Source organism: Aquiflexum gelatinilyticum (assembly GCF_024813435.1).
GTDB classification, from domain to species: domain Bacteria; phylum Bacteroidota; class Bacteroidia; order Cytophagales; family Cyclobacteriaceae; genus Cognataquiflexum; species Cognataquiflexum gelatinilyticum.
Genome location: NZ_JANAEZ010000001.1, coordinates 769,666 through 783,149, shown reverse-complemented (window position 1 = coordinate 783,149; position 13,484 = coordinate 769,666). Strand labels below are relative to the sequence as shown.

General features: G+C 40.4%; 7 protein-coding genes. 5 read left to right on the top strand and 2 right to left on the bottom strand.

The window, feature by feature from the left end:
* Positions 1–37: 37 nt before the first annotated feature.
* A complete protein-coding gene (locus NK987_RS03300; protein ID WP_259262693.1) occupies positions 38–1,258 on the bottom strand; it encodes a DUF2254 domain-containing protein in 1,221 nt (406 codons plus the stop codon).
* Between the two features lie 381 nt (positions 1,259–1,639).
* Between NK987_RS03300 and NK987_RS03295 the strand changes: the two genes are divergently transcribed.
* Genes NK987_RS03295 through NK987_RS03285 form a run of 3 tightly spaced genes read left to right on the top strand, consistent with a single transcriptional unit; the run spans position 1,640 to position 5,313 of the window.
* Positions 1,640–2,545: a patatin-like phospholipase family protein gene (locus NK987_RS03295; protein WP_258421805.1), complete on the top strand. Its 906-nt coding sequence runs from the start codon at positions 1,640–1,642 to the stop codon at positions 2,543–2,545.
* 10 nt (positions 2,546–2,555) lie between these two features.
* Entirely contained in the window at positions 2,556–3,815 is a 1,260-nt protein-coding gene (locus NK987_RS03290) for a hypothetical protein (RefSeq protein ID WP_259262692.1), read from the top strand.
* 7 nt (positions 3,816–3,822) lie between these two features.
* Complete coding sequence (locus NK987_RS03285; protein ID WP_259262691.1) at positions 3,823–5,313, top strand: Dyp-type peroxidase; 1,491 nt, start codon at positions 3,823–3,825, stop codon at positions 5,311–5,313.
* 191 nt (positions 5,314–5,504) lie between these two features.
* Here NK987_RS03285 and NK987_RS03280 read toward each other — a convergent pair whose 3' ends face one another.
* Positions 5,505–7,064, bottom strand: a complete 1,560-nt coding sequence (locus tag NK987_RS03280; RefSeq protein ID WP_259262690.1) for an SRPBCC family protein — start codon at positions 7,062–7,064, stop codon at positions 5,505–5,507.
* A 229-nt stretch (positions 7,065–7,293) separates the two neighbouring features.
* Between NK987_RS03280 and NK987_RS03275 the strand changes: the two genes are divergently transcribed.
* Together NK987_RS03275 and ypfJ are read left to right on the top strand one after the other, a co-directional pair.
* Positions 7,294–12,417: an adenylate/guanylate cyclase domain-containing protein gene (locus tag NK987_RS03275; protein ID WP_259262689.1), complete on the top strand. Its 5,124-nt coding sequence runs from the start codon at positions 7,294–7,296 to the stop codon at positions 12,415–12,417.
* Between the two features lie 150 nt (positions 12,418–12,567).
* Complete coding sequence (gene ypfJ / locus NK987_RS03270; RefSeq protein ID WP_259262688.1) at positions 12,568–13,458, top strand: KPN_02809 family neutral zinc metallopeptidase; 891 nt, start codon at positions 12,568–12,570, stop codon at positions 13,456–13,458.
* Positions 13,459–13,484 lie beyond the last annotated feature (26 nt).

Here is a 13,484-nt window from a genome sequence, read left to right as displayed (position 1 = left end):
AGATGTTGATTTTAAGTTGGTAAATTGATCCCCTGCATTAGGATAAATCTCCCTGATCTATTTCCTCCTCTACCGATTTCAAAAGTTTATACAATGGAGCACTTGAAAGAATGGTTGACAATTGCCCAAGAAGGAGTTTGAATTCCTGTTGGAGCATCCGGTCTTCTTTGCCATAATCCCAAATCGGGAAGATCACCCTTGCAAAGAGCTCATCAAAGCTCAGTTCCTTGCGATAAACCATATGAGGAATATCATTCCGACTCAAGGCAGAAGGAGGGAAATGTTTGGCACGGTAACCCAGCAAATTAAACAAAGCCCTAAGACTGATGATGGCAGTTCCCGGGTCATTGATTCCTGGACTGAGGGCTTTGATTGCGATTTCTGAAAGCTGTCTCAATCCATATTCGTAATTGCGGCTTACGGATTCCTGTTGGCTCAGAATGACCCCTTCCTGTGCATCTTCCGTTTTGGATTCTGCCAAAACGCGGCTACAGAGGAGGATTGGCTGCCCCCGGAGGACAAAAGTACCCATAGGATAGATAGCTGATAGACTGCACGCATTTTCTTTACAAAAATCCATGATTTCTTTGGTGTCAAAACCTTCAAATATTCCTGATTTGGAAGTTTTGATTACCGATAAAGCTGAAAATCCAATTTTTTTATCTTCCTCAACCATTTCTATGCAGAATTCCTTTAGCCCGTCAAAAGTTGCAGATTCAATGCGCGAAATCACTACATCATATTTGACCGATTGGGTAATAAAATGTAAGAAATAAATGAACAGGAAAATGTCAAAAACGGTGATTGCAGTAAGAGTAATAATGCTTATTGATGGAATCTGGAATGACCCTCCTGTGTCCCTGATAGTACTGAAAAGGAAGAAGGAATAGACTATCGTACCTATATAGACCCCGAGAACAGTTTGCTGAAATCGGTTGCCGATGAGCTTGTCCAATACCCGGTTGCTCATTTGTGAGGCCGCTTGATTGAGTACGATCATCACCATAGAAAAACTGAAAACCGTAAGCGAAATCACCCCTCCGGCTATGGTACCCAATATGCTTCTCGCCGTAGAAGGATCTTTTAATGTCAACCAAGGAAGATCGGTTTTTAGCTGACGACCTGCTTCCGAAAATTCAACTATTAAGAGTAAGATTGCAAAAACCAAAAATAATATACTGATGATTCCCGGTATAAAAGCGATGCTTGAAACAATGAGCCTGTACCTAGCTATCAACCATAACCTGATTTTATCCATAAGTTTAAGGTAATAAATGAACAGCATATTATCTTCAAAATCTCTTGAATTTATTATCTTCGATAAGTTGCAGGAGAACAGGATATATGGCAATTTTCTTGATCGGAGACCGAGGGTGTCAAGAGGACAGGTTTTTGGAGTTCCAATCGGAGGCTTACAATATTGAAATCTTCACCGCTTAAACAGAGGGATAATTCTATTGTTTTTCATTTTCAGCAATTTGAATTATTTTTTCTTTTTGGAATTTTAAAAAGAATTTTTTGAAAAATCCCCAAACAATTTATCACATCTCACCCGAAAACCTGATTATTCAAATTTTTATTCTATATTCAAAGTACATTTTTATAAGTAAAAGATAAAGATTTTAAGATGTTTTAGCCTATGAAAATCAAAAATCTTGCCCTCAAAGGTGGTGGAGTCAAAGGAATCGCTTATGTAGGAGCCCTAAGGGAAATGGATCGTGCCGGCCTGCTTTCGGGAATCGAGAGGGTAGCAGGGACATCGGTTGGGTCTTTGTTGGCAGGGATGATTTGTGCAGGCTATTCAGTTGATCAGGTTGAAAATTTGCTCAAGCACCATTTTGACCTTAAGAAATTTAAAATAGGTTGGAACCCGCTTCGGATTTTCAAATTTTATGGGCTTTACTCAGGAAAATATATTTTGGATTTTATCCATTCTTATCTTGTTGGATCTCCAAAAAACCTTCCTCCCAATGTTACCTTCCGTCAGATGAAGGAGGCAGGCTGCAAAGAACTTTATGTTTTTGCCTGCGACCTCAACCTCCATACGATTCAGGAATTTTCTTTCCTTAAAACCCCTGAGGTGGTTGTCGCAGAAGCAATCCGTGCTTCGATGTCCATTCCTATGTTTTTCAGGGCATGGAAGTTTAGGGATTCCAATCCTAATGACCATATTTTCGTTGACGGCGGCATTGCTTTCAATTATCCTTTGGGATTTTTTGACAATGAACGATTTGCTCCTTCCCCGGATTTCATATGTGAGGAAGCTATCGGGCTGTACCTGCATGACAAATCAAGCGACAAAGAAGTTGACCTACGTTTTTCCCACCCCTTGAATTTTCTAAAGCAGTTGTTTGAAACACTACTGAATGTCCAAAACATCGATATCGGGTTTGAAACGGCCGAAGGAAACCGGTCTGTCAGGATTGACGGATTGGGGATTCCTTCCACAGATTTCAATCTTTCCCTGCATGATATGGATAGGCTGATCCGCTCAGGTGCAGACCATACGAGGGATTTTTTGAGAAAAAATACAATCATAAATTAAAACATACTTTATGAGGCAAAACTCCATCACCACCATTGTCCCTGTTAAAAAAGATAAGATAGAACTCTTATTGAAATTGCTTGACGGGATAAAAACCGATCTTGATCTTGGAAATCCACCCGAATTTGAAAAACTGAATGTTATCCATTATGCACGATGGGTAGTCATCGACTATGGCAAATCATGGATCGATGATCTCACTCCACGGATTCCCAAACTAGTTTTTGTGGTGGATTTTGATGGAGATGTGGATGTTTTTTTAAAGAGCTTTTGCTCAGATACCTCGGATATCTTGGACAAGGTTTATGGATTTTGTGAAGGATTTCCTGAGGGAGAAAAAAGGACTCCGGAAAGTAGGTTTTCATTCCTTAAAAATAATGTGGTAAAAGACGCGGCCGTTTATATCGGAGCCCCCGGAAGGACAGTGCAACAGATTAAGGACGAAAATAACCTAAGGAATTTTATCAGGAATTACCTTGATTCCAGGGATTGGAAGGATGTTTCAGCGCATACCATCCACAAAAAAATCAAAGAGGAAGTGCTCAAAAAAGAGGAGTTTTTATTTCTCCGAAAAAAAACCAAAATGCCCGGGATCAATTGGCTTGGACTTGTTTTTCTCGGTTTGGTTCTGATTGTATTACTTCCTTTGATTATCGTTTGGCTGCTTATTGTCCATTTTTTCTATGAAAGGAAAGATGTGAACTTCACCAAAAAGAGGAGTGGACTGGACAGTGCCTATTTGGACGAACTTGAAAAATATGAGGACTGGAAAAACCAAAATCAGTTTACCCAACTCGTGGACATGAAGGAAGGAAAAGTAAGGCTGATTACCATCAAGGCTATGTTTGCCCTGTCAAAAGGGTTGATAAAATTTGTCTTTGTCCAAGGAAAACTGATGGGGATCCCTACCATCCATTTTGCCAAATGGGTGATGTTTGAAGACAACTCAAGGGTTTTGTTTTTCAGCAATTTTGACGGAAGCTGGCAGCAATATCTTGGGGACTTTATCGACAATAGCGGGTGGGGTCTGACCGGGATTTTTTCCAACACCAAGGTATTTCCGAAAACCAATTTTTTATTGACTGGAGGGGCTTATGATGAGGAACATTTCCTGGCTTGGAGCAGGAATTCAGAACTGATTACCAATGTCTGGTATTCTGCCTATCCGGATCTTTCGATCAAAAATGTCAATAACAATACTAAAATCAGGGTACAGCTCATGAAATCCCTTTCAGAACGAAAGGCTGCCAAATTCCTCAAACTCATTTGATATTCTTATGACAAAATTAGAACTAGAAGATATTCAAGGCTATATCATCCGCGGTTATGCACATATGATGTATTCGCGATTTGTGTACATCAAAATTACAAACCGCAAGGCTGCCAAAAAATGGCTTGCCAAATCTTGGGCATCCATGACTACTGCAGTCCATGTCCATGACAAATCCAAGATTTCAAGCACCCATTTGAACATAGCTTTTACACACAATGGTCTTGGAGCTCTTGGGATGTATGAGGAAAACCTTAATGCCTTTTCAAGGGAATTCCGTCAGGGAATGATCACCCCCCACAGGACAAGGCTTTTGGGTGATTCAGGTAACAGTGATCCTATCATGTGGAATTGGGGAAATGAAAATATAAAAACCCAAAACCCAGAAATAACCGACCAAGAAGATAAAACCATTCACCTTTGTTTGATGATTTTTGGTAATGACAAAGGAAGTGTTGATGACATTGAAAAAGATAAAATTGTCTGCCTTGATTATTACAAGGAGTTAGAATCACAATTTGAAGAAAATGGTTTGAAGGAACTGTTTTTTATAGATGGGGTTACACAGCCGGAAAACAAGGAGCATTTTGGGTTTAGGGATGGGATTTCGCAACCGATCATAGAAGGTTCGGGAAGGGTAGGTTCCAAAGATGATGTGGTAAAGGCAGGTGAGTTTCTCTTTGGCTATCAAAATGAATTTGGTGTGTATCCCGACACCCCGCTAGTCGTCAAAGATCAGGGAAACCTCAACTTCCTTGCATCCGATGCAGGAGGAAGCGGATTGAAGGATATTGGACGAAACGGGTCTTTTCTAGTAATGCGACAGCTTGAACAGGATGTGAATGGTTTTTGGACCTTTATGAATGAAAAGACAAAGCATCCTGATGGTACTATCAATGTGGAAGAAAGTCTAAAGTTGGGGGCAAAAATTGTGGGAAGATGGCAAAGTGGGGCGCCAATCACACTTTTTCCTGATAAAGACCCCGGAGTCATCAGTGATATCAATGATTTTGGCTATTCCAAATTTGATCCTGACGGATTGAAATGTCCCTTCGGTTCCCATCTTCGGCGTTCCAATCCCCGAGACAGCGTGGATGACCATGGTGTAAAGGAATCGCTCAAGCTAAGCAAACAGCATAGGATTATCAGAAGGGCAAGGCTTTATGGACATGTTTTTGAAGGTTCTCCTACCAATAAAAACCCGAAAGGAGAAGTCGGATTGCTGTTTGCCTGCTTCAATGCAGACATCAGCCGGCAGTTTGAGTTTCTCCAATATACTTGGGGAAAGCTCCCCAAAGTCAAAGAACTCTATAATGATCCCGATCCGATCATTGGAGTTAAAGAAAATCCCGAACCTGGAGAAAAACAGAATTTTACTATCCAAGATTGTCCTGTCAACCGGACCATCTCCGACCTGCCAAGATTCATTACTGTCAAAGGCGGTGGATATTTCTTCTTTCCTTCTATTAGCACACTTAGGTATTTGGCTACGATTTAATGGGGATTTTAAACTTTGGGTTGAATTTGAAGTATTTGGAGTGTACAGCAATTAGAAATTGCTCAGATAGGGTAATGGCGGTTGTTTATCCATCAATCTTAACCGCAGCCTGCGAAAGTGAGGAATCTCTACCGACAGAGACACTTCACCTCATTTCATCGGACCTATAATCAAAATAATCTTTCAAAAAATCAATCCTCCAAATAAGCCTTTGCATTGTTCAAGCCGTTTTGGAGGTATTTTTTGAGAAATAGAGGAATGAAAAGCATTAGAAACAGTTTGGCAAAAATATTTTTGTAAGTGAATGTATATACCCACCGCAGCCTTGTTTGGTCATCTATGGTATCGAACCACATCTGTCCGTAGGTTTTATTGGTCAGGCGCTTGAAAATGTCACTGAAGTCTGTGGTCTGGTACGCATAATGGGAATATTTGCACACTGTGATTAATTCCTCCACCAGCTTGGCAGAATCACCTCTTTCGATTCTCCTGTTGTCTCCTACGTATTCCCAATTTCCTCTCAGTGTGGTCACATTGATGACGCCATATATGGGCCCTGTTTTCAAAAGCCAATTGGGAAGTTCCTTGACACTTGATACATACTTATAGGCTTTTTCTTTGTTGCAGTTGACGATCACTTCTGCGGATGTCTGAAGTATTTTTTTGCTTGGAACCTTCTGGACAATGGTTACTTTTTCGTTTAACTTATTAAGGTCTGAATAAAAATCATGAGAGTGTTTGGGTTCAAGAACAGGCAATTTGTTTTTGTCGTGACGGAATTTGGACATGACTTCATACACCCTTTTTCTTACCCTGTTGAAACTTCCCAACGGTCGGTGCTCGGGCAATGAATGCCATGGGTTGAAAGAAAGGTTGTCCCCAAACTCCATCCGTGCATTGGAATCAAAAGTCTGTGGATGGATAGTAAGGGAAGCTACTTTGATATATTGCGATGTCCATACCACGGTCGGATCTTCGATCGGCATGGCTTCCGCATCAGTTTGGAATTGGACAAAAAAGTCAAATTTGGCTTCATTGCTGTATAGAGTTTGTGCTAGATTGTAACGCAGGTAATCATAATCCTTGGTGTTTTCTACCACAATAATATTGCTTGGAGAGGGTCTGAGGTGGTATTTTACAGCCCTATCCACTGTCCCAAACTGGTAAGGCTGTGTACTCCAATAAGGAATGCTGAGCGGATTGTCGCAGGCTACCATACTTTTCTTTATCCGCATAAGGGTAGGTAAATGAAAGGGATTTAGAAAGTAAAACAATGACTTGATTTTACTCGCTGAGGTGATAGCAGCTAATAGGGTGTTAAGTTCTTTGATGGTTTTTGCAAAAAAAGTCTCGCTGCTCATCAGCAAAAAATCCTGAGTTTCCTGAAAATGGGCATCGTTTAGGATCTTTTCTCCCGTCACTCCCATCAGTTTGATGGCGGCACCTCTGATATCTTTTTTCTTGTCTTTTTGTGTTTGGGTGTTGCCATTAGAAAATCTAACCCATGCTTGGTATTCTTTTTCATGCTTAAATACTCCAACTTTCAATTCTTCAGGCAGGTCTTTCTCTACCTTAAATGTAGCTTTTACACATCCATGCATTTTGGTATGGACTTGTCGCAGCATTTTTTTGTCCTTATACATTCTGGTGACTTGGGCTTCAAATTCGTTGACCATCTGAGCGGCAATGCTGTCTTCGTCAGCAGTCACATATTCATGCCCTAATTTTTTACCTGAAAGTAGATCTGACATAAAATTTAAGAGTTTTGTAATTGAAATTTCAATAAAACTGTGAAATGAAACCATCTGAAAGTAATTAAAAATAAGGTAAAGTTTCTTGAAAACAAAATATTATTAGGTAGTTTGGATATTAAAAAATGTATTATATTTAAGACAAAACCTATTGATGCCTTTTGAAGATAATTACCCGATTTCCTTGAAAATAATTTCTTTTCAAATTACCATCAAAAATTTATCCTAAATGGAGTGGCATGTTTTGTATGCAGGAAAAATTCATTCTATTCTGAGGTCAGAATCGTTTTTTGAGCAAAATTTTGTCATCAAAAAAGCTTCCCTTACTTCCTTATCCCAAATAGATTCTCTAAAATCAGGAAATGAAGCCTCTTTTGTAGACGAGTCAATAGAAGGATTCAGAAAGGTTCTGGCAATTGAAAACAGTAATGCAGAATCCCATCTAAAATTACAGTTTATAAAAGGACAAAATCTTAAGGAGCATAATTCGAATTCGCTAAGCGTTATCGATAAATTAAAAATCTGTATTGCCATCACCAAAAGACTTGCCGAAGTTCACCGTCAAGAAATTGTTCATTTGAACCTTAATCCCGAGCATATCCTTATTGAATCGGGGACAAACAAGATTTTCTTTATCAGTTTAGGATTAGCTACCAGGATTCAGAGAAAAATAGGGGTACAGAGTAGGTTGATTTTTTCGGAGGCAGACTATGATTTTATAGCGCCCGAACAGACAGGTAGAATCAGTACCGACATCGGTTATTATACAGATATCTATTCATTAGGGGTTGTTTTTTATTGGTTGTTTACCTCAAAGCTTCCATTTGGATCGAAGGAAGGTTCCTCCAAAATCCACGCCCATATCGCCCTGACTCCAAGAAGTCCCGCAGATATGGCAGATATCCCAAAAATCATTTCAGACCTGATCCTGAAAATGCTTGAAAAAGATATTCAGACAAGATATCAGTCTGCAGCAGGTGTTTTGTATGATCTGGAATTGATCTTGAATGGTCTTCAAAGAAAGGGAATTGCACCCAACTTTGAACTTGGAACCAATGATTCTTCAGGCGTGCTCAGATTCTCAGATGAGCTATATGGCAGAGAAAATCAAATTCTTCAGCTGAAAGATGCATTCCAACGGGTTTTGGAAGATGAAAAAATCCTCATGCTTGTCTTTGGGAATTCCGGAGTGGGGAAGTCAGTTTTGGTAGACCAACTTTATAGGCCTGTAATCAAAGACGGAGGATTTTTCATTTCCGGTAAATTTGACCAATTGAGAACAGATGTGCCTTATTCTGCTTTTTCCCAGGCTTTGGGAAGGCTCGTAAGTCAGATTTTGCTATTGAATGAAAAAGACCTTGGACATTGGAAGCATGAGCTTCATAGATTGCTCCATCCTATAGGGAGGGTTTTGTTCGACATCATTCCGGGGCTTGAAAAACTCCTTGAAAATGAGCCCGAATTGCCAGTACTCAACGGTGTGGAGGCACAATTGAGATTTAACTATGCCCTTAACAATTTCTTTCAGGCTTTTTCAGATTCGAGCAAACCCCTCGTTATTTTCATTGATGACCTTCAGTGGTGTGATCTTTCATCTCTTAATCTCATCCGGAATATCCTCACCAACAAAGACCTAAAAAACATCTTGATCATCGGGGCTTACCGGGATAATGAAATCACTACGGGCCATTTATTTCTTCAATTCAAAATGGAAATCGAAGAACTTGGAATCCAACCCGAAGAAATCTATCTGGAAAATCTTCAGTATGAGGACATACAGAGGCTTATTTCCAATACTTTGGGAAAATCCAAAAGCCCTTTGGATGAATTGGTGAAGATCGTAGATAAAAAATCCGCAGGAAACGCATTGTTTGTAAACCAGTTTTTGAGAGCCGTTTACAAAAATGAAATGCTTCATTTTGACAGTGCTGAAGGGAGTTGGAAATGGGATGCGGATGAATTGATGGGGTATAATGTCGAAGGGGATATTGTCAATCTCTTTTTGGAAACCATCAATAAATTACCCACAGCATGTATAAATGTCTTAAAACTTGCTTCCTGTATCGGGAATAAATTTGGCTTGGGAGAATTGGCGATCATCACCCGAGAGGGCAAATACAATGTCTACCAAGCACTAAAACCTGCACTTGATCTTGACTTGATCATAGAAAGCCGTGATGGTAACCTTTATTTTGTTCATGACAGGGTTCAGCAAGCTTTTTATTCATTGAATGATGACCTTGGCAGGCAGGAATACCACCTCAAGATTGGCAGACTTCTTTTAGAAAATACGCATGAGGAAGACCTGAGGGAAAGCATATTTGATATTGTAAACCAGTTCAACTTTGCAAAGGATCTGGTCTCGGACCCTTTGGAATCTAAGAAACTTTGCGAGCTCAATATCATCGCCGGTCAGCGGTCACAAAGTGCCACCGCTTATTTGCTAGCAATCCAGTACTTTGAAAATGCCATCCAGTTTCTTCCCGCAGATGCTTGGGAAAAAGATAAAAAATTTACTTACAACCTGTATTTGAATGCCGCCATCGCTGCCAACCAATCCAACAAGCGGGACCGATTCAAAGAATTTACACTCCTCCTTGATGCCAATGCGACGGATATTTTGGACAAGCTACGCTTGGCTGAACTCAAAATCCAAAATGCAAATGTTGAAAATGATCAAAAGCGGGTCATTGAAATCGGACTTGAAGCACTTCATTTTGCCAATATCCATTTAAAACTTCACCCAACTCAGCTTGATGTGCTTTTTGGATACCTGATGACCAATTCGCGCTTGGCTTTTTTTAAGGAAGATGCCATCGAAAAACTGCCCAAAATTGAAGATGAGAAGCTGATCATCAGCATGTCCATCATGCACCATATGTCTTTGGCAGCATACTTTTTAGAGCCCAATATGGTACCACTTATCATGTTCGAGTTAATTCGGCTTACACTCAAATTTGGTTTGGGTCCAAAGACTCCCTTTGCATTTGTGGTTTTTGGCTATATCAATATTGCCTTTATGGGTAAAATGGAGAAGGGACTCAAAATGGGTCAGCTTGGTAACCGACTTGGCGAAATTCTCAATAACGAAGATCAGTTTGTATCCCTCAAGCAGGTCTATGTCATGTTTATTTCCCAATGGCTGACGCATTTGGCAGGCACAATTCCTGATCTGGAGGAGGCTTTGAAAAAAGGTCTTGAAACCGGAGATTTTGAATTTACCTCTATCATTGGGCAGCTGATCATTTATTGGAATTTTTACGGAGGTGAGCCTGTCGACAAAGTCCTCAAAAGAGGAGAACTCCTCAGCATGCAAGTAGCCCCTCTCAATCAAATCATGCAGATCAAACGGATTGACCTGTTCAGGCAATCCACTTTGGGTCTGGTGGATGGAGTAAGAGACTTCGAGGTCTTGGCTGGCGAAATTTTTGATGAGCAAAAAATAGATTTTCCTAATGAACCGGCTTTTGGACTTTATTTCCATAACCTGTATGCCCAGAAAAAATTTCTGGCAATGGTCTATAACCAAAATGAGGCCGCTTGGAAATTCTGTTGCAAGGAAAAAGAATACCTGATTCCGGTCAAAGGTTCAGTGACAGAGATGTTGTTTTATTTCTATGAAAATCTCTGCATTACTCCCATTTATGCTTCCAAAGAATCGGAAGAACGTAAAAAATTACTCAAAATCTGCAGGAAAAACATCAAATTGATCAAAGGTTTGTTGAAATATTCAGAGGTCAATTACCGGCACAGGTATGAATTGATGAATGCAGAGTACGAAAACCTGAAAAATAACTTTGACACAGCAGTCAAAGCCTATACCTATGCTATCAGGTATGCGCGCCTCAACAAGTATATCCATGAAGAGGCCTTAATTTGGGAGAGGGCAGGATTGTTTTTCAAATCACAAAACCAACCCGAGGCCGCCCAATTCTATTTTTCCAATGCCTACAAGGCCTATGCAAAATGGGGTGCTAAAGGAAAGCTGGAGCAGATGAAAGAGGAATATTCAGGTTTTATTTCGCTTGAAGAAATCGGACTCAAATCCAATAACCTCGACTTGGATACCATCTTAAAGACCATTAATCTTATTTCAGGAGAAATGGTATTGGAAAACATCCTTACTGGACTGATGAAACTTGTAACCGAAAATGCAGGAGCTGAAAGGGCATTTTTGGTCACCCGTGAAAAGGACAGAAAAGTCATCAAAGCATCTTTGGATATTTCAAACAATGAAATACAGGTTTTGCAGGATATTTCTTTTGATACGTTTGATGAAATAAGCCATTCGGTAGTCAATTTTGTCATGAGGACAGGGGAGACCCTCGTCTTGGAGGATGCTAGTTCAAGACTGCCTTACTCAAATGACGAATATATTTTGAGGAATAAAATCAAATCTGTCGTTTGCCTGCCTTTGAAGCATGCAGGTGAAGGATTTGCATACCTATATCTGGAAAACAGGCTGCTGTCCGGAGCATTTACCAAAGAAAGAATCGAAATCCTTCAGGTGATGGCAACCCAAACAGCTATTTCACTACAAAATGCCATGCTTTTGGATCAGACTACCCGACTCAACAGGGAATTGAAACAAGAAGTAGAAGTAAGGAAAGCTGTCGAAGAAAATCTCAGGATCAATGAAAAAAGGCTGGAAGAATATAATGCCAACCTAGAATATAAAGTCAATGAAAGGACAATAGACCTCCAATCTGAAAAAGAGAAAACAGATGAATTGCTGTTGAACATTCTGCCTTTGGACATAGCCCGGGAACTCAAGGAAAATGGGACCGCACAAGCCAAAAAATTTGAAAGTGTCAGCGTGCTATTCACTGATTTTGTCGGGTTTTCGATCATAGCAGAAAACATGAGTGCAGATGAGCTTGTTTCAGAGATCGATTATTGTTTCAAAGAATTTGACAGGATTATTCAGAAGTACCCCATTGAGAAAATCAAAACGATCGGAGATGCTTACATGGCAGTGGGTGGTCTTCCTGTAACCAATAATTCCCATGCGGTCGATGTCATCAATGCAGCCTTGGAAATAAAGGATTTTATTGAAGCCTACAAACAGAAAAAGATAGCTCAAAACAAACCGGTTTTTGAAGTCCGAATCGGGGTCCACACGGGAAATGTGGTCGCGGGAATAGTGGGACTCAAAAAATTCGCCTATGACATTTGGGGAGATACTGTAAACCTTGCTTCACGGATGGAAAGCAGTAGTAAACCCGGTAAAATCAACATTTCGGGAACAACATATGAACTTGTCAAGGACAGGTTTGATTGCACCTATCGGGGAAAAATCATGGCCAAAAACAAAGGGGAGGTCGATATGTATTTTGTGGAGGGAGTTAAATAAGCCACTTTCCTTCTTATTGAAAGAAGTCTTCGATAAATAAAGATTCCTTAGAAATCCACAATTTTCATTAACTATTTCCAAGACCTTTATAATTGCTTCCAAAAGGGGTAAATTGTTTCAGGTTTTTATTCAAAATCAAATCAAAAAAATATGAAATGGCAAGGAAGACGTAAGAGCAGCAATGTCGAAGACAGAAGAGGACAATCTTCCGGAGGTGGGGGAGGAATAAATCCGATGTTACTGGCCCCATTGGTGAGGTTGTTGTTTTCTAAAGCCGGAATAGTAATAGTTGGTGGTTTTTTCTTGCTGATGTGGATTACCGGAACCAATCCGATACAGTTAATTTCACAATTTACAGGAGGGGGACAAATGTCCCAAGTCGCCTCTGACTATGCTCCGAGCGCAGAAGAAGAGCAGCTTGCAGAGTTTACCGCTGTGGTACTAGCCGAAACAGAGGATGTGTGGCATAGGTTGGTGGAGGATTACAGGGAACCCGGCTTGGTATTATTTACAGGTCAGGTCAGTTCTGCCTGCGGCAATGCTTCAGCTGCTACCGGGCCTTTTTACTGTCCGGGAGATGAAAAAGTATATATCGACCTCAGCTTTTTTCAGGATATGGGAAAGAAATTGGGTGCACATGGAGATTTTGCCCAAGCATATGTTATTGCCCATGAAGTAGGCCATCATGTCCAAAGATTGGATGGGACTTTGGAGCGTGTACAGTCTCAGCGTGGTAATCTCCCCGAAGCGGAATTTAACAGACTGATGGTCATGTTGGAATTGCAGGCTGATTTTTATGCAGGAATATGGGCACATCATACCCAAAAAGTAGCAAAAATACTGGAGCCAGGAGATCTGGAAGAAGCGCTGAATGCCGCTAGTTCTGTAGGTGACGATAGACTTCAGAAGCAGGCAACAGGAAGGATTGTCCCTGATTCATTTACCCATGGAACTTCCGAACAAAGGGCAAGATGGTTTAAACTTGGATTTGATACAGGCGACGTAAGCTTGGGGGATACATTCAATGCAAGAAGACTGTGACTTCCTTGAGTTTATTTTTTCATCAG

Coding starts and splice junctions, on each gene's coding strand:
- NK987_RS03295 (WP_258421805.1), top strand. CDS start 1,640: ATGAAAATCAAAAATCTTGCCCTCAAAGGTGGTGGAGTCAAAGGAATC.
- NK987_RS03280 (WP_259262690.1), bottom strand. CDS start 7,064: ATGTCAGATCTACTTTCAGGTAAAAAATTAGGGCATGAATATGTGACT.
- ypfJ (WP_259262688.1), top strand. CDS start 12,568: ATGAAATGGCAAGGAAGACGTAAGAGCAGCAATGTCGAAGACAGAAGA.
- NK987_RS03275 (WP_259262689.1), top strand. CDS start 7,294: ATGGAGTGGCATGTTTTGTATGCAGGAAAAATTCATTCTATTCTGAGG.
- NK987_RS03290 (WP_259262692.1), top strand. CDS start 2,556: ATGAGGCAAAACTCCATCACCACCATTGTCCCTGTTAAAAAAGATAAG.
- NK987_RS03300 (WP_259262693.1), bottom strand. CDS start 1,258: ATGGATAAAATCAGGTTATGGTTGATAGCTAGGTACAGGCTCATTGTT.
- NK987_RS03285 (WP_259262691.1), top strand. CDS start 3,823: ATGACAAAATTAGAACTAGAAGATATTCAAGGCTATATCATCCGCGGT.